The sequence below is a fragment of the Algimonas arctica genome (assembly GCF_014652695.1).
GTDB lineage: Bacteria > Pseudomonadota > Alphaproteobacteria > Caulobacterales > Maricaulaceae > Litorimonas > Litorimonas arctica.
The window spans coordinates 60229-82098 of the sequence record NZ_BMZH01000002.1; the positions used below are offsets into that span (position 1 = coordinate 60229).

Genomic DNA, 21870 nt, shown 5'->3' on the forward strand with positions numbered 1-21870 from the left:
CTTTAATGGGTGCGTGCACACAAGCCCGCCATCCCACACCGCTAGAAATAGGACCGCGAACATGATGGACCGCCGCCAACTCGCACCCAACCTTGATATTTCCCGGATCGTCTACGGCCTTTGGCGGTTAACCGAAGACCCGAACCATACGCCGGCCTTGGCGCAGGCCAAAATTGAATCCTGCCTCGCGCAAGGCATCACCACATTAGATCAGGCTGATATATACGGAGGTTATGCGTCTGAGGCAGCATTGGGCGACGTCTTCGGCGCGGCACCTGAACTACGCGACCACGTCGAAGTCGTCACCAAATGCGGGATCATCGCGCCCGTAGGCCGCTATGCCGACGCCCGCGTCAAATATTACGACACCTCGGCCGCGCATATCAACCAATCCGTCGAGACTTCCTTGCGCCTAATGAAAACGGATTACATTGACCTGCTCCTCCTCCACCGCCCAGACCCCTTTATGGACCCGGAAGACACCGGCCCTGCACTCGACGCGCTGGTCACAAGCGGCAAAGTCAAAGCCGTTGGTGTGTCCAATTTTAAGCCGCATGATATGGCGCTCTTATCAGCAGCGATGTCACAGCCGCTCGTGACCAATCAGATTGAGATCAGCCTGACGGCCAGTGAGAGTTTGACCAATGGAGATCTGGCCTATTTGCAGGCACGAAACATCCCCGCCATGGCTTGGTCCCCTTTGGGCGGTGGGACGCTGTTTAATCCCGAGAATGCGGACCTCTTGTCTCGCCTGCAAGCCTTAGGGACCGCCCACGGCACGGACGCCGCCACCATCGCTTATGCGTGGCTGCTCGCCCATCCGGCTGGCATTATCCCGATCGTCGGCACCAATTCGCTAGACAGGATCAAGGCCATTGGCGCCGCGTTCAATATTCATATGGACCGCGAAACGTGGTTCGAACTTTACAGTCTCGGCACAGGGCATGAGGTCCCGTAGAGACTTAAGAAGAGCCCGGCCTCCCACTTCCTCGTTGAGGCAAGCGTCTCTGTGCCCGACTTCATATAAAACGTGACACGTATGAATCTGCGCTGATCGAAGGTCCGCTCACCCTTGATGTCGGTATCTCAGCGGGGGCTTTGCTACGCGGTGTAACCAAGACGATACCCTTGCGGCGAAAAAGGTTTCATCCTCCAGCCCTTCCGCTTAAGATTCGGCGTATGGCCTTTACCACCCCGCTGCCAATGCCGATGCTAAGTGAGCCGATTTACCGTCGCGACTTTCAGAAACGTGATGGGCGATGGCTACAACTCTACGGCCTTAAGCCTCACGACTTGCCGCCCCTTCACGAAGATGATTTCGCCGTCGCGAAAGGCGGAGAGCTGCGGTATCATCCCTTGCGACGCGAGTGGAACGTCTATGCGCCCCATCGCCAGAACCGAACGTTCAAACCGAGCGCCGCCGATGATCCGTTGGCCCCAACCCGCCCTAACGCGGCCGCCACAGAAATCCCTTTCGCAGACTTCGAACTCGCCGTGTTTGAAAACAAATTCACGAATTTTCATCATGAGGCGCCACCGACGCAAGACGTGGTAGGGGTTCCCAGCGCGACCGCAAAAGGACAATGCGATGTCGTTGTTTATACGCCGGACGCAATTGGAAACTTGTATTCGGTTGGTCAGGCCCGGCGAAAGCTTCTGCTCGCCGCTTGGGTGGATCGTTACAACTATCACTTTGCGCATGGCGCAGACTTTGTTCTGCCATTTGAGAGTCGGGGCGAACCCGTCGGCGTCACCCTGCATCATCCGCATGGACAAATTTACGCGTTCCCCAATGTACCGAATGTTCAAGCCAACATGCAGCAAAGCTTTGAGGCCGGTTACGACCTCGCGCATGAAGTCGAGACATGGTCCGAATACGACGTCACCCGCGCAGGCGGTATCCGGGCGGTCTGCCCGCCATATGCCCGCTTCCCGTTCGAAGTCTGGCTCGTCCCTGAAACCCCTGTCAGAGGGCCTTGGGATTTCACCCCTGAGCAAGCCGAGGGGTTTGCTCATCTACTCGGCGACATAACTCGTCGCTACGACGCTCACTTCGAAGGTCCGACAGCCTATATGTTGACCCTTCATGCCGCGCCGCGATCAGCAAAAGACTGGCAGTTCACCGCGCAGTTTTACCCGCTGCTGCGGGCGCCCGGGCGGATTAAATATTTAGCCAGTGTCGAGCAGGGCACTGGCATGTTTACCGTGGATGTTATGCCAGAATCCGCCGCATCAATTTTGAAAGCCCTTTGATGAAAATTGAGACGACTTTCACTGAGGCGTTTGGGGCCCCTGCGACACTGGTCCGTTTCACACCCGGGCGGGTCAACTTGATCGGTGAACATACGGATTATAATGGCGGCTTTGTGCTTCCAACCGCGCTTGAACTTGGCGTGCACACGGCCATCCGCGCACGCGAGGATGACATCATTCGCGTGGCCTCAGTCAGTTTTGAGGACATCGCCGTTCGGACTCTCGGCGATCCGGCGTCAGGACATTGGGCTGATTACGCTGTTGGTGCGGTGACCGAAGCCCGTCGCGCAGGCTGGATAACGCACGGAGTCGATGTGGCCCTCTCGTCCACCCTGCCGATTGGATCCGGCCTTTCGTCATCGTCAGCCGTGATCGTCGGAGTCTTAAAACTCCTGCGTGATCTGCAATCCATCACGGTCAGCAATGTCGATTTAGCGATCATGGCACGGCGCGTAGAGACCGACTTCATCGGCATGCCCTGTGGAATCATGGATCAGATGGCGATCGTCTTGGCCCGCCCCGGTGAGGCATTATTTCTGAACACACATACGCTGGCGTACGACCTCATCACGCTGCCGGATGATCCCGTGATCGCCGTCTTGCATTCCGGTGTTCACCGGAGCTTGGCTGAGGGCCGTTACAAAGAGCGTAAGGAAGAGTGCGACCGTATCAAAGACAGACTCGGTCGAGAGGATATTTGCCGCGCGACGATGAAGGATGTTGACGCCATCGCCGACCCGCGCCTGCGCCGACGGGCACGGCACTTAGTGTCCGAACAGACCCGCACCCAACAGGTGGCCAACGCCCTCACCTCAAATGACACTCAAGCGATTGGACCGTTGATGATTGCGAGCCATAATTCCATGCGTGACGATTTCGAGATTACAACGCCCGAACTGGACCTGTTGGTCGCAACCGCTGTCAGGGAAGGCGCGCTCGGCGCGCGCATGACTGGGGGTGGTTTTGGTGGATGTATCGTCGCGCTTGTCCCGCGCGCGCGTTTATTACCGTGGCGCGACGCCGTCTTAAAACACCACCCGCAAGCGTTTCATGTCGCTTAAGACAGAGGCCCTGAGCTCCCCAAATTTGGCCTCTTAAACTAGGTCTCCCTTAAACTCGACCTCGAGGCCAGTCTCCGCCGCAACCGCCTTAAAGCGAGCAATTAGATTTTACGGAGACTGAGGGGACCACGCCCTGTCCGCAAATGCGCATTGCCCGCTTAGATATGTGTCTGCGTAAGCCACTGTCTTGGCGTCAATCGCGTTAGCATTCAGTATTTGCGTCAAACTATCCGGTGTTTCGAACGCCCCAATAACTGTCGGAACAGTCGAAATGTCCAGAATCTGTCCTTGGTTCGGCCCGATGAAATCCAGTATATATTGGTACTTAATCGTGGTTCGGGTTGAGGCGACATATTTCACGACGGATACGGGCTCACTCGCATTAAACCCGCTCACTTCATAATAGCCATAATTGATAATCTGATCGTTGAATATACCGCTGCAATTTTTAGGCAGGCTAATGACGGCGTGCGCATAAGACTGCGGCTGTAGCATATAATTGACCAAGCCACTCCCTGCACGCGGGTTACTGACATGGGCCAAGCTACGTTGCGCGACCCACTTCACAGACGGATGATCCAAAATGAGCAATAGCTGACGGTTTCGATCAAATTTCAGCGCTGCGCGCAAATCCAGTTGAAGCGCCCGCACCATTTGATTGCCGGTGTTCAAATCCGCCGGAACGGCGAGGGCTTTGTGAGCCGAAAAGCCTGTCGCAATCAGGCCTGAGAGCAGATAAATTTGCGGGTGCAATAAGGCCTGCCCTATCACATCCCGACGTAGGTTTCCCTTGAATGATCGTGTGACCAAGAGCGTGCGGAGATAGGCCGAAACCACCAATATACCCGCAGACCATAAGCCCCAAAATGCAAACACCCAGATGAAATAGTAACGCGCTTGTTGCGCTGCGGAGGGGGAAGACGACACCAGCGTGTAGGGAACTGGCGACCATATCAGGACAGCCAAAGCGAAGGCAATGAGACTGATGACGGGCGTCCGAATGACCCGAACTCCATACGCGAGAAATCGTTCGTCGGAATGGCGCGACGGGATCGCAAATAATACGGCCACGCCTCCGCCTATGAATGCGACAAGGGTAACCGCCCACCAGAGCCAGACTGACAGGTTCGGACTGGTTTCACTGACGCCGTTGATCATAAATTGAACGTAATTTGTGGTCGCTTGCCCGAGATTGATAACCCCCATACGAGACGCCCCGGCTTCACCTGTGGCAACAACAAAAACCGCGTATGCTGTGACGGCGAGGAGAAGACCTCTGACCAGCCGCCTCCGTCCGGGAAAGAGAACTACAGCGGCGAACGCAAGCGCTGTTGTCACGGTTGACGAACTCTGCACTTCTGTCGTGAGGATAAACAAGATGGCGGCAAGGGGGATGACAACCAGCGACAAGGCTTCGTCCCGCATCAAAAACGCAATAATAGTCAAGGAAATGATGAAAAAGAACGCGTCGCCCGCGACATAGGAAATGTTGATACCGTTTGGCACACTCCAGATAAACGCCGTCAAATAAGGCAAGGACGCCGCCATGAAAGCGATTGATTTCGTCACACCGAGATAGCGCGTCAAAAGATTGTAAAGAAGGGCTGACCCCCCGCATATATACACGACCACAATGAACAGGCGCGCCAAGAGGGGCGATCCAAATGTCGCCAAATGGGACAGTAGATTTTCGCGAAAGGCGTTGAAATAATAGACAGCGCCAAACCAGCTTTTATTGTAATATTCGAACGTTGTATTCATCTGGAATGCATCGTCGTGGATCACCCCGGCATAGCCATTGATCAGAACGATATTGGGAAGAAAAACGAGAGCAAAAAGTGCCAGATATATACTGACTTGACTGTCTTCGATCCGTGAGGGGCCAAGACCATTTCGCATGTTGCTTATCATGCGTGGCTCCATATGTTTCTTCGCTATAATTAGCAAGAAACATGGGCCTCGCTGGGATCAGAGACATCAAGTGGCATGTCTTGTCGTGATTTTACGGATTTGTGCCGTTAAAGAAGGGTTGAGTCCTAAATTAGATGTTAGGCGACCTGTGAAACATCACCGCAGACATTTTGAGAAAGCCTTGCCATGAGCTTGAAAATTTTGCTTTGGGGAACTGGAAGTCAGGCCCGACTTATTGCCGCCATGATCAAAGAGCAGCAGCTGGGCGAGATAGTCGGGGTTTTCGACGAGGCTAGTGACGACATCTTCCCTGAAACGGGACACATACCACTGCAAACCGTCGAAGAATTGCACGCATTAGTTCAGCAAGTGACGCATTTCTCGATCGGGGTTGGCGGACATTATGGGTTTGCGCGCCATATGATTGCCAACACCCTTCGTCGTCAGGGCTTAACGGGTTTGGACGTCATTCATTCGACAGCCTATCTGGACCCGAGCTGCGAACTTGGTGATGGATTGCTGGTTATGCCGTCTGTCACGGTCAACAAATTTGTTGAAATTGGCCCGGATACCACGCTCAATACAGGCGCCACGATCGATCATGAAAGCCGTATCGGAGCGGGTTGCCATATTATGGGGGCCGCGGCCCTGGCGGGCCGCGTTACCATCGAAGATTTTGTGACGATCGGAACTAACGCCACAATTCTCCCGGATGTCACAATCGGCCGGGGCGCCTATGTTGGCGCCGGGGCCGTCGTCACACGCGATGTTGGTGAAAATATGGTTGTGGCCGGTGTCCCTGCAAAGCCCATAAAAGAAGCGTCCCATCCTGTCAGGGACGCTATTTTAACGGCCTTAGATACTCAATCGTCAGAGACGAGACCTCTGACATAAATCATATAGTCGCTCTTACTGCGCGTATCGACCATTTTGCTTAGCGCCTCCTTGGTCAACCAGCCTTTCATCAAGCCGATTTCCTCAAGACATGCGATTTTCAAGCCTTGGCGTTTCTCGATGGTGGCAACGAATTGTGAGGCGTCGAGTAAACTGTCGTGCGTGCCGGAATCGAGCCATGCAAAGCCGCGACCCAATAGTTTTACCTTCAAGGCCCCTGCCTGAAGATAGTCATTATTGACCGATGTGATTTCCAGCTCACCCCGGTGAGACGGCTCCACAGCCTTTGCAATTTCGCTGACACGATTGTCGTAAAAGTAAAGACCCGTCGCGGCGTAATCGCTTTTCGGCTTTTCCGGTTTTTCTTCCAACGAGACGACATTGAAGTTGTCATCAAATTCCACCACGCCGAAACGCTCCGGGTCCGTCACTTGATAACCGAAGATGACGGCACCGCCCTCCGTCTCGACAGTTTTAACGGCGTCCTGCAAAAGCGGCATGAAGCTCTGGCCGTAGAAAATATTATCGCCCAAAACGAGCGCAGCTGTGTCGTCACCAATAAAATCTTCACCGATGATAAAGGCTTCGGCCAGTCCATTGGGTGCCGCCTGAACAGCATAGGTCAAATCCACACCAAAGCGGGACCCATCACCAAGCAGCCGTTTAAACTGACTCTGATCTTCCGGGGTCGTGATAATCATAATTTCACGAATGCCCGCCAGCATCAGCACAGAGAGCGGGTAATAGATCATCGGCTTGTCGTGCACCGGTAATAATTGTTTGGACACGGCAATGGTAACGGGGTGAAGGCGCGTTCCCGCGCCGCCAGCAAGGATAATACCCTTCACGAAAAAATCTCCTGCGCTGACGTTATGATATGAGACACCTCATCATCGGTCAGCGACACATAAAGCGGCAATCGAATTAAACGTTCTTTGGCCATATTGGTGGCGTCCATCGGTCCCGACACGCGGCCGTGTTTTTTACCCATTTCCGCTTCGTGCAAAGGCTCATAATGCGAGGTGGCATGAATACCGCGCGCTTTGAACGCCTCCAAATAAGTCTGCTTGTCCCCGGGCGACATAATAAAGAATATATGGCCGTTATGCTCCATTCGGGGATCTGTCGGAGGCTTGGATGTTTGCAGTCCCAACCCCTTCAAACCGTCATAATAGCGATTCCAGATCGACAACCGACGCGTGTGTAACGCTTCGATTCCGGAGAGCTGCCCCCATAAATAGGCCATCTGCAACTCGCTGGGGAGCATGCTGGAGCCCATATCGCGCCACGTATATTTGTCGATATCACCGCGGAAAAACGCCGACCGATCCGTACCCTTTTCGCGGAACACCTCGGCGCGGTGAACAAAATCAAGATTATTGACGAACAAAAGCCCGCCTTCGCCGCCCGACGTAAAATTCTTTGTTGTGTGAAAACTGATGGCACCGAAGTCGCCAATCGTGCCCAAAGGCTTGCCATCATATCGGCTCATCAAGCCTTGTGCGGCATCCTCAATCACAAACAGATCATGCGCGCGCGCGATCGCCATGATCTCATCCATTTGGCACGGCATGCCCGCATAATGAACGGGGGCAATAGCGGTCGTGCGGTCGGTAATCGCGTCTTTAATATGCTTGGGATCAATATTGATGGTCTCAGGATCGACATCAACAAAGACGATCTTGCCACCCCGCAGCACGAACGCATTGGCCGTAGAAACGAAAGTATAGCTCGGCATGATAATCTCATCGCCGGGCTTTGTATTAATCAGGAAAGCCGCCATTTCGAGCGCGTGCGTGCAGGACGGCGTTAATAAGGCTGCGGCATTCCCGTATTCACGGAACCATGCCGAGCACTTCTTGGTAAAGGCGCCATCGCCGCCTAATTGCCGCGACGCAATGGCCGTTTTCACATGGTCAATTTCGTCGCCAGTTACGGCAGCCTTACAAAACGGTATCACGGACATGCCCCTGTCAGAATTAGGAAGAGCGCCTGACATATACCGATCACCTTGGCAATCTATTCTGATTCAAAACTTGTCAGATTACCTCGTTTGAAATCGGCAAACTCAATAGAGAATTTAGCGCTCTATGAATGGACAGGCCCGTGTCGAAATATATTGGCAGGGACGCATGCCTGACACTGTTTCATGTCCCTAATTGTTGAACCGCGTGAGCACCTGCACGCAAAGCACATATAGCGTCTAGCGCGTTGTATTTTTCTCTCGGCACACCTTTAAGTAACCCTGAAGTCAAACTTCTTGAAAGTCAGACCTGAGACCAATAAAGGGGCGCAAAATTGGCGCAACTTAATCTTAGAAACGGTAGTATCATGAGCAAGACAGCTCTCATCACAGGTGTGACAGGACAAGACGGGGCGTATCTCGCGCGGCTCTTGATCGACAAAGGCTACACGGTTCACGGCGTCAAACGCCGGTCCTCCTCTTTCAACACATCGCGGATCGACGATATCTATCAAGATCCACACAGTGATGATCCCAAGCTCATTTTGCATTATGGCGATCTGACCGACTCAACGAACCTCATCCGTTTGGTGCAGGAAACTAAGCCGGACGAAATCTACAATCTGGGAGCGCAATCCCACGTTCAGGTCAGCTTCGACACGCCGGAATATACCGCCAATAGTGACGCCGTCGGCACACTCCGTTTGCTCGAAGCGATCCGCATTTTGAAAATGGAAGACAAAACGCGCTTCTACCAAGCGTCAACATCAGAGCTTTACGGATTGGTGCAAGAAGTCCCGCAAAGCGAGACGACACCTTTTTATCCCCGTAGCCCGTATGCGGCGGCGAAAATGTACGCCTATTGGATCACGATCAACTACCGTGAAGCCTATGGCATGTTTGCGACGAACGGCATTCTGTTCAACCATGAAAGCCCGCTTCGCGGCGAAACATTCGTGACGCGGAAGATCACCCGCGCCGTGTCCGCCATTCACCTTGGCATTCAGGACACGCTTTATCTCGGCAATCTCGACGCACAACGCGACTGGGGCCACGCCAAGGATTATGTCGAAGGCATGTGGCGTATTCTTCAGCATGACAAGCCGGATGATTTCGTCTTGGGCACCGGCGAAATGCATACGGTTCGCGCCTTTGTCGAAGCCGCCTTCGCCCATGTTGATCGCAAGATCGAATGGTCGGGCAAAGGGATTGATGAAGTTGGCCGCGATGCAGAGTCCGGCGCCATTATGGTTCGGGTTGATCCGCGTTACTTCCGCCCAACGGAAGTCGAGCAGCTTCTGGCGAACCCAGCCAAAGCCAAAAGAGATTTGGGCTGGGTGGCAACAACAACATTCCAAGGTCTTGTGTCCGACATGATGGCCGCCGATTTATTGCAAGTCGCCAAAGAAATGGACCGTAAGAACCGCTATGACTGATCAGGCCTTCAATCAGGATGACCTTGGGCGCGGCCCTTATGATTTGACCGGAAAGCGCGTCTGGGTTGCTGGACACCGCGGTATGGTTGGCGCGGCACTCGTGCGTCGATTGGGCTCTGAATCCGTGGCCGAGATTATCACGGCCGGACGGGATCAAGTTGATTTGACCCGTCAGGATCAGGTCGAAAGCTGGCTCGGCAAAACGAAACCCGATGCGATTATTGTTGCGGCGGCAAAAGTCGGTGGAATTCTAGCGAACGACACTTATCCGGCAGATTTTCTCTATGAGAATCTCATGATTGAGGCAAATATCATCAAGGCTGCAGCAGACTTAGGCACGGAAAAGATGCTATTTCTGGGTTCGTCTTGCATCTATCCAAAATTTGCCGAACAGCCGATCAAAGAGGAATCACTTCTGACCGGGTCGTTGGAAGCAACGAATGAATGGTATGCGATTGCAAAGATCGCCGGCATTAAATTATGTCAGGCCTACCGTAAGCAATATGGCCACGATTTCATTTCCGGCATGCCGACCAACCTTTATGGTCCCTATGATAATTTTGATTTGAAATCGTCCCACGTCCTGCCCGCCCTGATCCGAAAAGCAGATGCGGCCAAGACCAATGACGATGATGCCCTTGAAGTTTGGGGCACAGGCACACCGAAGCGGGAATTCCTTTATGTCGAGGATCTGGCCGACGCGTGTATTTTCTTGCTGAAAAACTATTCAGGCTATGACCATGTCAATATTGGCTACGGCGATGATGTGACAATCCGGGAGTTGGCCGAGACTGTCCAACGTGTGGTCGGCTTTGAAGGCGAACTTCGTTTCGACACATCAAAACCCGACGGCACACCGCGCAAACTGATGAGCTCCGAGCGGCTGCGGTCGATGGGCTGGACGCCTACGACAGACCTGGAAACGGGCATCCGTCAGGCGTATGATTGGTATCTGGACAATGCGGCGGATTAACCCGCTCTCTTGAACTAGAACAAGTCCGAGAATATAGAGCGCCTAAAGAAGGACTGGACCTCGGCCCAGTTCTCAATTCCCTCGGCGTGGGGTGTTCGGTTTAAAGCCTCGAACCGATCCGGATACTCCATCGGGTCAGCACCTAAGAAACCCAAGCCCCGGTTCATTTCGCTATTAAAGTTTCGACGCAAGTCATCGAACTTTACGGTTATCGCGCCGTCCCCACCAAATGTTGCCTGCAGCCACGCATAATAAGCATAATTGCGGGACATATGCGCAAACGCGTCCTGCACGTTGACGATCAACGGTTTTGCATGTTTATCACGCTGCGTTTGACTTAGTTTTGGAGTTGGATGCCAGACACCCGACTGACGCGCGCGCAGACTACTGACATAAACATCGAATACATTATCGCGCACCAAAATAATCCGCTTCAAACGTTTATGGTGACGAAGGTAGGGCCAAATCGAAGCCTGCAACGCTGTTGAGCGCATGTGAAATGGGAAAATTTTAAACCCAACGGATATGTCCGAATCCTCAAGGGTTTGCCCCCATCGGGATTGGCTCAAAAAGGCCACGGGGTCCTCACCATTTTGGTAAACTATGTCATTGATAGCATGTCTGTTAGCTTCCGTTTCAAAGAAAATCTCACTGAAAGACTCGATAGAAGGATGCTCTGAAAGGGATTGCCCCAAAAGCTCTGTCCCCGTTCATCCAACCGAAAGGAGGATGTGATTATCACGCGTCATTTGTCAAACAGCCATCAAAAAACGGGCGCGTCCGCGGTAGCCCTGACGCCAAATGTCCCGTCGGGACGATGATTTTTCCAGATAACGCTGCGCCCCAGAGCCGCCCGGCCCCGCATCCAAAACTTCAATCAGACGCATGTCGATATGCGTGTCCATAAGGTCAACTGGCAGCTCTGCCGTTAGACCATTCAGCACGCCTTTCCGCGACCATGTGAAAATCTCCTTGGTTTTTTGCCCGTCTAAGGAGGACCGGATTTTCACATATTCTGGATCGGTTGAATGTCCGGCAGGACATTTCTGATGGATGCAATCTATAAAGTCCTCAAACCGAATCCTATCCGGACATTCCACCCGGTAAGTGGTGTCGAGATCGGAATAGACAAAATGCGCCAGCGGGTCACTGGCCCGCCCATGACGTGTTACAAACCCGTTCGACCCGATACTGTCCGCCCGCAAAGGACGATATCGTGTCGCGAGCACTGTGCCCCGGAACAGATAAGACGCATTGTAAACGATCAGCAATCCGTGGTCCGACAGGGATTGATCCAGCGGTCCGAGATGATCTTCAAATGCGCTAAATGGAAATGTGTTGGCAATATCGCCGACGGGATGACGACATAGGACTGACATGGCCGTGATAATATCGAAAGGTCCATGATCGCGTATCGCGGCATGGGTTGAGAGGAATGCCGTTGCATCCGCTTGGCGAAAAATTTCCGCTCCGGACGCCAATACAGTTTGATTTATGTCGCAGCCGAAAATTTCAGCGTCCGGAAAATGAAGTCGGAGTGACAAGATTTCCTCCCCGATTGAACAGCCGAAGGATAAAATACGCAACGGTCGATCCGTCGGCAAATCTCTCGCGGCGATTTGTTGCGCGGCCTGAAAAATATGCGGATAGCGGTTAAAGAATGTCGCGCTACTGAACTGTGCCCTCATGTGGCGGTCCGATCTTTTGGAGCTTCAAACCGTCGAATGATGGCATGGGGTTGAACCTCCCTTAGTCGAAAATCCGGGTTCGCAGCGAGAAATTCATGTGTTGCCCGACGGCATCCCTCCCAATCATCGAAATCATCAATGATGATCGTTCCCCATTTAGGGATATGAGGTGCAACACTATTCAAGCAGAACAGCGTCGGATCATACCAATCGCAATCAATATGGGCGAGCTGGATTACCGTGCTTTCAGGGAAATCAACTGTGTCCCTAAATAACCCTTTGACGAGCGAGATACGGTGCCCATCGACCGGTGCGCCCAAGCGGGCAAAATTGGCTTTCACATCATTAATCAGATCATCGCGGTAGCCGTAATAGGAGTCGCCGGAAATGCCCTTGGATTGGCCGGAATCTATGATCTCATAACGCTCATGCGATCGCGGGCTGTCATTTTCATCGGGCGGAGGTATCTGGCCGAAAACATCATAGCCAATGAATTTCAATCCCGGCGCCATATTTCCGGCCATCAGTGCGCCGCTGCCGCCCAATGCAACGCCAAATTCAACGACAAGACCGTTGGCATTTCGCTCGCGAAGGCGAGCCATCTCTGCGTCCAGACTGTCAAGACGGGCTTTATGAAGATAGCTCAGCCTTTTGGACTGGATCGTCTCGACAGTAGCCGGTTCGTTGAATTGAAAGGCCTCCCCTTTTTCCAAATAAGGGGTTTGCGCGGACCAATCGAACAGCTGAATAGTTGATGCAGTATCGGGGTGTGGCTGAACGGCGAGACTTAAAATTATTCGCTCCGGCGTGACCAGAACATGGGGTCGCTCGACGCGATGATAAAGGACAGCGTCACCCGATATATCCGGTAGGCTCCGATTGCAAAGATGCGGCGTCTGCATCGCGCCCCACGCACCAGTGGCGTCCTGCCCCATACCCGCCAAGGAAGGCCAAGACTTGCCGGACACAGTTCCGCCAATATCGCGCACCACGGCATGCGCGCAATCCCCTTGCATCCACACGGTTGGATCCTCGACATCTGTGGCGCCGCCGACCGCGTGTGGTGTGGACCAAGGGCCCGACGGCGCGAGTGCGGTTGCATGAAACAGCTGTCGGGCTTTGCCCGGACCTGCGGCGGAGCGGAACAGCATCCCCCACCGACCGTCTGAATCGTAATACGGGGCTGGATTCGTCGGTCCCTGTAGTTGCGATGGGTGCATCCCTAATTCGGAAAACCCCGGAAACAAGTCCACCACATCCGTTTTCGGCGCCAGCGTTTCCGTATCCATTTGCACGACACCAATCCGGCATTTTTGCTCCAGCAAACTCTCGGAAAAAAAGAGCCACATTTCTCCGGCATCATCAAGCACAGCCCTTGGATTATGCAGGCTGGCTGCGGGAGGTAACCCCGACACAGGCTTAAAGTCAGATGTGGCCTTCAGTGTTTTCGGGTCAAGCGTTGCCACGACAATCTTTGACTTGGCGCGCCAAGCATTAAACCCCTCCGCTTGCGGCCAGCTACTCGCAAACATCAGTGTTTTGTGGGCTGTTCGCACCAAGGACGGACACCATAAATGGTGTCCGGGACTGTTCAATTTATGAATAAAAGCAAGATGGGTCACGCGCACATAAATGGCATTCACGCAATGCCATGGCTAGGTCAAATCGTGACCGGATTGACGGTCTGTTCCCGATCGTCTGGAATCATGAATAGCCTCACGATAAGCTCGTCCAAACGGCACCATCTGACACAGCCAAGCCACCGCCTGCTCCTGTGATAAAGATAAGCGCGCCTTCCCCTCGATCAACGGCGGACGGCACATCGACAGCGGCGTAAGCTGTCACCTTATCCGCAATTAGTCCCGACCCCGACCCTTGGCTTATTTCACTCCAAACGGTGCGCCAGGGACTCCACCCCGTTCCTTCTGATGCGTAATTGGCGTGGTTCGCCCGCACCCGGTGAGCCTGACCCATGGCTAAACCCCATCGAAAGGTTGCTGTAATCTGACCCACTGGGGCAAACGAGAGCCCCTTGCGCCGTTAAGCCTGCCGCACAGTGCACAGCGACCGTGACACAGAACACGCGCATCGCAGACTGGGACGATGCACCGTCATCCGTGACTTTCAAGGTCAGGTCATCGGGACCCTCCAGACCCCATTCGGCCTGTGCCTGATAATTCGTTTGCCACATAAACGCGCCTGATCGAGTTGTGTCGTTCCGGTTAATAACCACCCGCATATCGCCTGTGCCCGGCGTGACATTGCCATGTGAGAACAACACAGTATCCAATTTTACGGCTAATCTGTTGGTGCTGTCGGCTTGCGTGTTCACGCCGACCTCAGGTATGGACATGTTAGGACCCGTCCACTGTCCCGCCGCAAAAATAATCATGGCCGCCTCATCGACCACATAGATCCGCCAACCCTGACAGGGGTCTATGCGCAACCACGCGTCAGCGTCATAGATCGCTAATGTACCAGCGGGCCATTCCGATCACGCTTCTGTTCCGGTCTCGGCGAGTATATACGCGTCCCCCCCCTGAGGAGACGCGGGCGGCGCCGTCAAAGTCTGCGTTGTCCAAAACCATCAACATTCAAAGCCGACCAATAAGCCCTTAGAAATAGATACTTGAATGTGAAACAGTGTCTAATGAGATCTATCTCAAACCAACTAAATCTAAAAGGTTTGGCGGTAGTTTTTGTGGGATCAAATGAGTGAATCCTCACAACCCTCTATTGTGGACCGTTTTGGACTGGAATGAGGCTTGCATCTCACATTCTGGCCTGCCCCCCATAAAAGTGATCCATTTTCAAAGTTAGAGTTTTGGCTATTTTTCGCTTGAAGGAGCACACGATGGCAAGAAAACGCTACACACCTGATCAGATCATCGTGATATTGAGAGAAGCCGAGGTTCGGCTGGCTCAAGGCGAGGAGACAGGGACGATCTGTCGTTCCCTCGAAATCTCAGAACAAAGCTACTATCGATGGCGACGTGCGTATGGAGGGCTGAAGGTCTCTCAAGCTCGTGGGCTAAAAGATCTGGAGAAAGAGAACCAACGGCTTCGCAAGGCAGTCTCGAACCTCACGTTGGATGCTCTGATCTTGCGAGAGGCTTTTGAGGGAAAGTTCTAAGCCCTTCGCACCGCAGGCTGGCAGTTGACCACGTGAGCGATGTGATCGGTATATCCGAGCGTCGGGCATGCCGCGTCATCGGTCAGCATCGTTCCACACAGCGTAAGCCGAAGGTTGTGGCCTTCGACGAAGCGCATCTGACAGCCGATATTATCCGCTTGGCAGAGCAGTATGGCCGATACGGTTACCGTCGTATCACGGCTTTGATCCGTCGCGACGGATGGGCTGTCAACGTTAAGCGAGTGGAACGGATCTGGCGACGTGAGGGGCTTAAAGTCCCACAAAAGCAGCCCAAACGCGGCAGGCTTTGGTTTAACGACGGCTCCTGTGTGCGGTTGCGACCGCAGCATCAACGGCACGTGTGGTCTTATGGCTTTGTGGCTGACCGTACATATGACGGGCGGGACTTCCGCATGCTGACTGTCATTGATGAGCACACACGAGAGTGCCTATCCATCCATGTCCAACGAAAGCTCAAGCATGATAATGTCCTGGCTGTTCTCACAGATCTGTTCACAAAGAATGGCCCGCCTGAGCATATCAGTCCAGATAATGAGTCGGAATTTACCGCTACCGCTGTGCGCGAATTGATGTGCCCCTAGCTTTATAGACACCTTGGTCCTTCACATTGCTGCCAGTTCGAATTGGACGGGCGACAGCATTCCGTTGTTAGCATGACGACGCTTGGGATTGTAGAACATCTCGATATATTCGAACACGTCCTGTCTGGCATCTACTCTAGTTAAGTAAGTCTTCCTCCGGATCCGCTCCGTCTTGAGAAGATGGAAGAAGCTCTCTGCAACCGCAATATCGTAACAGTTGCCTCGGCGGCTCATACTCGGGACCAGGTTATGGGCGTCGAGAAACGATCGCCACTCCTGACTCGAAAACTGTGATCCTTGGTCGGAGTGGACGATCACGCCCGGTGCCGAGCGACGTCTCCAAACGGCCATCATGAGCGCATCTAGGGCGAGCTTCGTGTGCATACGCGGCTGCATCGACCAGCCCACGACCTTGCGCGAGAACAGGTCGATCACAGCCGCCAGATAGAGCCAGCCTTCATGCGTCCGGATATAGGTGATGTCGGTGACCCAAACCCGGTCTGGTGCATCTACATTGAAGTCCTGTTGCAGCCTGTTGGCCGCCACCACGGCCGGCTTGGTGCCATACTTGCCCGGACGACGGCGATAGCCCACCTGAGCTCGCAGCCCGGCGGAGCGCATGATCCGCGCAACCGTGTTGGGCGCACAGGGCTCACCAGCATCCATGAGGTCATGATGGACCTTGCGATAGCCGTAGATCCCGCCGCTCTCCAGCCACGACTGCTTGGCCAGCTTGCTTAGACGTGCTCGTCGCACGGTCGTGGGCTTGAGCTCGGCCCTTAGCCAAGCGTAGAATCCGCTCGCATGGACGCCGAGGACACGGCACATGGGTCTTGTCCTGAATAACGTCTGATGGTCTCTAATAAACACGTACTTCAGCGGGACTGGCTGGCAAAGTACGCGGCGGCCTTTTTTAGAATGTCACGCTCCTCGGTGACACGCTTCAGCTCGGCCTTAAGAGCCTTCACCTCGTCGGCCTCTTTGGACCGCTTGGAACCCTTGTCGTTGTACCGCTTCGTCCAGTCATAAAGAGACTTGGTGCTGACGCCGAGCCTTCCGGCGACAGAGGCAACACTGTGACCCCTCTCGACCACCTGCGAGACGGCCTCGCGCTTGAACTCTTCCGTATATCTGATCCGTGTACTCATGGGATGCTCCTTGCTTCCACTTTTACGGACCAAGGTGTCTACAAAGCTAGGGGCACATCATACACTCCGTTCCGGACAGTCCAACAGGACGTCCATAACCGCCAATCTCTAACTAAAATGGCGGACCACCTAATAGGGGCAGGTCAGGCGCGCGAAATTACTATCTTTTACTATTATTATGCGAAACAGGCTCCAAGTTTCAATTCAAGGTCCGACAAACGTCGGAGCCATTTCAACGTCCCCTCGTGGCGCCACTATTGTGGAGTTAAGGCCTAAACTGTAACGCACGGGGCAGAACCATAGCTTGAATTCTTACATGCTGATTCGCTTGACAGGTTAAACGCCTAAAAATCCAGTATTTCCTCAGATGAGAGGCGTTGGTGGAGGCAAAATGTTCCAGCGCTGGCGGTCGGGAAACGGGGCGATATCGGCAGGTTTTTCGCTGGGCGAGATTTTCTTCAAGACGGATGTTATAGAACTTCCCGGTTACTTCCTCCATTTTTGTGCTTCGAAGCGACGCGCAATAATTGACAGAAGGGGCCGGCCAATTCTTGACGTTGTTCCAGAAGATCTTTTAGATACTTCACGCTTAAAGACACGCAAGAACAATAGGGAATAGGCCAAATATGACTTGCTAACAGTCCTAATATTTGCATTTACACCTTGCCTTGAAGGGCGAATTTGATGAATCTCTCAAGATTTTTGAGGCGGTTAAAGAGACGAGTTCGATCACGTCGGTATCACCAGATAGATCTCTTTAACACTCTCAATCCAGTATATATTAACAAGCATATTCCCGCCCCGCCCCCTATAACTCGGAAACCTGTTCCGTTCGTCGACAAGCCTGCAATAAAAGAACCTGACACTAAAGTCTTACCTCCTCTCACAATCGTAAAGCGGCCCCATGCTCAGCTTAAGAAGGCGATGGAGGAAATGCGATTGGCGCAGAGAGAAGCAGAAAGACCGGAAGCTTTGAGAGCTAGGTCGGACACTAACTTGCAAACCTAGACAAGGAAGCCTTTAAAATCTCAAAAGAACGGCGCTTAACTAGGCCTGGACGTAAAAATAATGAGAATTGATAATGCATAGCTTCGAAAGTTTATTCCAGGCCCGCCCTCTCTCCGTGCCGCTTCTTTTCGCGGGGGTTTCCGATGCGAAACCTATTAATTTGATCGGTAAAGAAATCGATCTAATTAGTATTCAAACGGTGCAAGACTGACTCCCACGCCTGAAAGGCGGCTCGCTTGTTAAAATCTGTATCAATCATTTGCCGGGCCTTGCCGCCCCAGCGCTCTCGGATATTCTTATCGTGTGAAAGTGTTTCAATGATATTGATAGCGCTGTCGCCATCGCCTGGCTGAATCACCTGACCAAAACTAAATTTGTCGATCAAACGAGCAACCTCACCGTCCACAGCTCCAATAAAGAGCAAGGGTCTCCCGGCTGCGGCGATACCGTAAATCTTTGAGGGAACGATGAGACCTTCAAGTGAGGGGATGAGACTAGCCCAATGGCAATCTGCGACCGACAGCGCCTCCGCAAGCTTCTCACGCGGCTGATAAGGCTTAAAGATCACATTGGAAAGATTCCGCTTTTCGACCTGACCCTGCACCGCTTCAAGCCCCACCCCACCACCGATAAAAAGAAACACTATGTCTTTTCGATGCCGGAGCCGCGTCGCAGCCTCAACGATCGTGTCGTAATCATGCGCACGTCCGAGATTACCCGAATAGCCCATGACAAATGTCTCAGGGTCAATACCCCAAGCTTTTCGCAGCGCATTGGCCTCAATTTTTACCGGCCCAACCGCCTCATCATCCGTCCAATTCGGGATGATGCTAATCCGGTCGTCACTAACCCCAGCCGCCCTCAGGCGATCTGCCATCCGAGATCCAATCACAATATTAATCGCTGCCCGTCTAAAGCTACTATCGCGGAGTGCGGTAAGCCAACATCCCAAAGGACCGCGAAGAAATTCAACACCGAGCTCCACCGCGACCTCGGGATAAATATCCTGCACCCAATTTACCATTATACCGCCTTTTAAAAAGACAGCGAGGCGCATGGGAATCAAGAGCAGCGGTGGGTCTGTCTTAACGACGACAATGTCGCCGCGTTCTATCACCTGCAGCGATCTGATAAATGCGCTCACATAGAAGCTGAGATAATCAAAAGCGCGCTTAAAAAGAGAGGCCCGCCCGAACCGGGTGGTCACAACGCGGTGGGTCGTTAAGGATCCTTTTCCGAGTTCAACCTTCTCATATCGTGAATAATTCGCAATCGGATCATCATAGGCGAGGCGCGACCCGATCAGCACGACCTCATGATCTTCAAGCGCCAGATGGGTCGCTAAATCGTTCAAAATCTGCGCAGTTGCACTCCGGTCAGGAGGAACATAACGATTGATAAACAAAATTCGCACAGCAGACGCAGCCTATCCTAAATTGAGGGAGAATGCCGCTTTTCGAACCTCAATTTGGCAGGATTGAGGCATAGCAGTAAGACGCACCGGCCTGAGGCCGACCAAATTCGAACAGGACCGCCTGAGCACCTAAGCTGTCCCGGTCCAAATCCTTAAAATAAGATTGGAGCCTGGACGACAACCGTGCTGGACCACAACCGTGCGATAAATCATCGAGTCGCAATAATCGCTGCAAGATTGAGAGCCGGGATCAACGTCAGGAAATCTTGATAGAGTTGGCGATTCTTGTCAGCCTGCACAAAGACAAAGTCGTTTGGAATGAGAAGCGGTTCTTCAGACCCAAGGCCCCGCAAATCTGCGAGATCAACGGTTTTGACATATCGTTGATTATTGACAGACCGAACGATGAAAACGCCGTCCATATCCGCATCATCATTTAACCCACCCGCAAGGGCGATGGCTTCGCTGAGGCGCATCGGTTCTTCCAAATCAATCACCTCCGGCCTGTTTACCGCCCCGTCAACGACAATTCGACCCAAAGGCGCGGTGTCGACTTCAACGGTGATGGACGGGTCGCGTACAAAACCGTCCCCATAGGCCTGAGTCAGCTTCATCTGGAGATCAAGTGCGTCCAGGCCTTCCACCTGTTGAGATCCGATCAGTGGGAAAATAATCGTTCCGTCCCGATTAACAATGAAACGACCCGAAATATCTTCAAACCCAAATATCTTAACGTCAGCACCATCTCCGACTTGCAGTTTCGGATAAACCCGTTCTGAGACGAGGTTCCCAAAATCGACAGACGGCAGCGCGTCCGTGAAGGTCACATCTTTAACGCCACGTTCAGCCGCTTGCGTTTGTAGCGAGGAGAGGGACGGCGTCGACGCACAGCCCGTCACGAGCATCGCCAAACACAAAACCCCAGCCTTTTGAAGAGGATTTTTTTTTAAGATTCGGAGCGTAACCATGAGCCTTCTATCCTTAACACTTCTGTTGCGCCGTCTGTACAACAGCAATAAGTGACTTACCACCTTGACCGTGGAATTCTTTTATACTCACCGCACCGACTACCAATAAAGTCCATTTACCCTCTGTACGCGAATTCTCTTCTAAGCTAACTGCAAAAGATTTGAAAACCGTATTCAGGTCGATAAAAAGCGATGAAATAGGCTTAAGACCCTGCTTGCAACCTCTTTCATTTGATTCTTAGAGCAACGGAAAACCCACCAGCAGGACAAACATCATTCTGTATGACACGGCTTTCCCAATGCGCATTGGAACGAGGCGAAACGTTCATTACATCAGTCTAAGATTCCGCCGAATCAGCGACGCGGGTCTTTGGGCTTGCTAAGAGTAGAGGCCTAAAAGCTATCCTGGAGGCGCAGCCGAAGCTGCCCACGTTCCAATCGTTTGACACGCTTCCTGTGCCTGTCGTTTGACAAGACCGAAGGCGCGGACCCTTGGACCACATAGGGTCATTTGGCCCTCCATGAAGGTGCTACGTTACCAAGCCTTATTCGAATAACCAATATGGCCCACCGATTGTCTCCGCGACTGACCCCTACGAATGACGTGATCTAGGAAATTGCTACGCCCCCCTCATCCTCAACTGTCCTCGCGCCGTGGCGTGTAAAGGCAAAGATTACGTCACCGATAAGGGGCTCTGAGACATCCAAAAAAGATAGGCTCACTCGTGTTAAAGTCCCATTCTGTACCATAAGGCCAAGAGAATGACTGCCTGGCATTTTGTCAAAACCAAGCCAAATAAGAAATTTCTTGCGGCGTCTGGTTTGAACAATCAGTGTTTTGAGACATCTCTCCCGCTCATCCGCAAATGCATCAGAGTGTCCCGCAAATCGAGGACGTCAAACGGCCACTCTTTCCGGGCTATCTCTTTGTCGGGGCCCGGAGCGAAGACATGTCCTTTTGGCGCTGATCAATTATACACGCGGTTGCTCTTTAGGGTAGAATTTACATACAAGCCGGCCTCTGTCTCCCCGGATCTGATTAACGTGCTTCGCGTGCGGACGGTGTGTACCAGTTCCAGCACGCGTTGGCTCTAGGCTATCCGGTCCGCTTTGCCCAAGGATCCTTTCATGACTGGACAGGCCAAGGTCTTGACGCTTAAAAGCTTCGATCGCGCCATCATTCTGCTGGATGTCATTGGCAAAAGCCTCAAGGTCGAGGCGCCCATTTCGCAAATTACCAAGCGTGCGGTGACGGAGTAAGGCGGGGCGATCGATCCTCACCCGCTCTCGCCAAACGTCTGATTGGCCAACACCCGAGATCGAGCCCCGTCTGGTCTGGCGCGCCATCTCCGTAAACGCGTGCGAAAGACGAACGTTAAGCGCTGACGAAAGCCTGGCCTCGTCCCATAACGCCACTT

16 protein-coding genes and 3 pseudogenes are annotated in these 21870 nt (G+C 53.0%); 8 read left to right on the plus strand and 11 right to left on the minus strand.

The window, feature by feature from the left end:
- Window positions 1–64: 64 nt before the first annotated feature.
- The 3 genes from IE105_RS02470 to galK all read left to right on the plus strand — a co-directional run bounded on the left by IE105_RS02470 (window position 65) and on the right by galK (window position 3314).
- Complete coding sequence (locus IE105_RS02470; RefSeq protein WP_189495717.1) at window positions 65–958, plus strand: aldo/keto reductase; 894 nt, start codon at window positions 65–67, stop codon at window positions 956–958.
- Window positions 959–1179: 221 nt separating this feature from the next.
- Entirely contained in the window at window positions 1180–2253 is a 1074-nt protein-coding gene (locus tag IE105_RS02475) for a galactose-1-phosphate uridylyltransferase (protein WP_189495087.1), read from the plus strand.
- Window positions 2253–3314 carry a galactokinase gene (gene galK / locus IE105_RS02480; RefSeq protein ID WP_189495089.1) on the plus strand — a complete coding sequence of 354 codons (1062 nt, stop codon included), beginning with the start codon at window positions 2253–2255 and terminating at the stop codon, window positions 3312–3314. Before IE105_RS02475 ends, galK begins: the two co-directional genes overlap by 1 nt.
- Window positions 3315–3422: 108 nt before the next feature.
- Here the strand turns inward: galK and IE105_RS02485 are convergent, their stop codons facing one another.
- Window positions 3423–5225 carry a hypothetical protein gene (locus tag IE105_RS02485; protein ID WP_189495091.1) on the minus strand — a complete coding sequence of 601 codons (1803 nt, stop codon included), beginning with the start codon at window positions 5223–5225 and terminating at the stop codon, window positions 3423–3425.
- A gap of 186 nt (window positions 5226–5411) precedes the next feature.
- Here IE105_RS02485 and IE105_RS02490 point away from each other — a divergent pair, with 186 nt between their 5' ends.
- Window positions 5412–6119 (plus strand): acetyltransferase, encoded by a 708-nt coding sequence (locus IE105_RS02490; RefSeq protein ID WP_189495093.1) that lies wholly within the window; start codon window positions 5412–5414, stop codon window positions 6117–6119.
- Here the strand turns inward: IE105_RS02490 and rfbA are convergent.
- Both rfbA and rffA read right to left on the minus strand, forming a co-directional pair.
- Complete coding sequence (gene rfbA / locus IE105_RS02495; protein WP_189495095.1) at window positions 6089–6967, minus strand: glucose-1-phosphate thymidylyltransferase RfbA; 879 nt, start codon at window positions 6965–6967, stop codon at window positions 6089–6091. The two genes, IE105_RS02490 and rfbA, sit on opposite strands and share 31 nt — an antisense overlap.
- Complete coding sequence (rffA, locus tag IE105_RS02500) at window positions 6964–8079, minus strand: dTDP-4-amino-4,6-dideoxygalactose transaminase (protein WP_189495719.1); 1116 nt, start codon at window positions 8077–8079, stop codon at window positions 6964–6966. The genes rfbA and rffA overlap by 4 nt, the downstream gene beginning before the upstream one ends.
- A gap of 371 nt (window positions 8080–8450) precedes the next feature.
- On the opposite strand from rffA, the gene gmd reads away from it, so the two are divergent.
- Window positions 8451–9518: a GDP-mannose 4,6-dehydratase gene (gmd, locus tag IE105_RS02505; RefSeq protein WP_189495097.1), complete on the plus strand. Its 1068-nt coding sequence runs from the start codon at window positions 8451–8453 to the stop codon at window positions 9516–9518.
- Window positions 9511–10491 carry a GDP-L-fucose synthase gene (fcl, locus tag IE105_RS02510; protein WP_233353949.1) on the plus strand — a complete coding sequence of 327 codons (981 nt, stop codon included), beginning with the start codon at window positions 9511–9513 and terminating at the stop codon, window positions 10489–10491. Before gmd ends, fcl begins: the two co-directional genes overlap by 8 nt.
- Window positions 10492–10505: 14 nt before the next feature.
- On the opposite strand, the pseudogene IE105_RS02515 reads toward fcl, so the two are convergent.
- The 5 genes and pseudogenes from IE105_RS02515 to IE105_RS02530 all read right to left on the minus strand — a co-directional run.
- Window positions 10506–11189, minus strand: a pseudogene (locus IE105_RS02515) (hypothetical protein); the annotation flags it as partial.
- 54 nt (window positions 11190–11243) lie between these two features.
- The gene (locus IE105_RS02520) at window positions 11244–12179 is read right to left on the minus strand and encodes a hypothetical protein (protein ID WP_189495101.1); all 936 of its coding nucleotides are present in this window, start codon (window positions 12177–12179) and stop codon (window positions 11244–11246) included.
- Window positions 12176–13735: a TylF/MycF/NovP-related O-methyltransferase gene (locus IE105_RS02525; protein ID WP_233353981.1), complete on the minus strand. Its 1560-nt coding sequence runs from the start codon at window positions 13733–13735 to the stop codon at window positions 12176–12178. The genes IE105_RS02520 and IE105_RS02525 overlap by 4 nt, the downstream gene beginning before the upstream one ends.
- 160 nt (window positions 13736–13895) lie before the next feature.
- Entirely contained in the window at window positions 13896–14024 is a 129-nt protein-coding gene (locus IE105_RS15485) for a hypothetical protein (RefSeq protein ID WP_267904646.1), read from the minus strand.
- Between the two features lie 40 nt (window positions 14025–14064).
- Window positions 14065–14649 (minus strand): annotated as a pseudogene (locus IE105_RS02530) (hypothetical protein); the annotation flags it as partial.
- 384 nt (window positions 14650–15033) lie between these two features.
- On the opposite strand from IE105_RS02530, the pseudogene IE105_RS15320 reads away from it, so the two are divergent.
- Window positions 15034–15899 (plus strand): annotated as a pseudogene (locus tag IE105_RS15320) (IS3 family transposase); the annotation flags it as partial.
- Window positions 15900–15935: 36 nt separating this feature from the next.
- Here the strand turns inward: IE105_RS15320 and IE105_RS02545 are convergent.
- The 3 genes from IE105_RS02545 to IE105_RS02555 all read right to left on the minus strand — a co-directional run bounded on the left by IE105_RS02545 (window position 15936) and on the right by IE105_RS02555 (window position 20452).
- A protein-coding gene (locus IE105_RS02545; RefSeq protein ID WP_189495111.1) for an IS3 family transposase occupies window positions 15936–17062 on the minus strand; the annotation gives its coding sequence in 2 pieces (ribosomal slippage) (window positions 15936–16831 and window positions 16831–17062; 1128 coding nt in all).
- Window positions 17063–18251: 1189 nt separating this feature from the next.
- The gene (locus IE105_RS02550; RefSeq protein ID WP_189495113.1) at window positions 18252–19484 is read right to left on the minus strand and encodes a glycosyltransferase family 4 protein; all 1233 of its coding nucleotides are present in this window, start codon (window positions 19482–19484) and stop codon (window positions 18252–18254) included.
- Window positions 19485–19693: 209 nt separating this feature from the next.
- Window positions 19694–20452 carry a polysaccharide biosynthesis/export family protein gene (locus IE105_RS02555; protein ID WP_189495115.1) on the minus strand — a complete coding sequence of 253 codons (759 nt, stop codon included), beginning with the start codon at window positions 20450–20452 and terminating at the stop codon, window positions 19694–19696.
- 1128 nt (window positions 20453–21580) lie between these two features.
- Between IE105_RS02555 and IE105_RS15490 the strand changes: the two genes are divergently transcribed.
- On the plus strand, window positions 21581–21712 hold the full coding sequence (locus IE105_RS15490) for a hypothetical protein (RefSeq protein WP_267904648.1): 132 nt from the start codon (window positions 21581–21583) through the stop codon (window positions 21710–21712).
- Window positions 21713–21870: the final 158 nt, after the last annotated feature.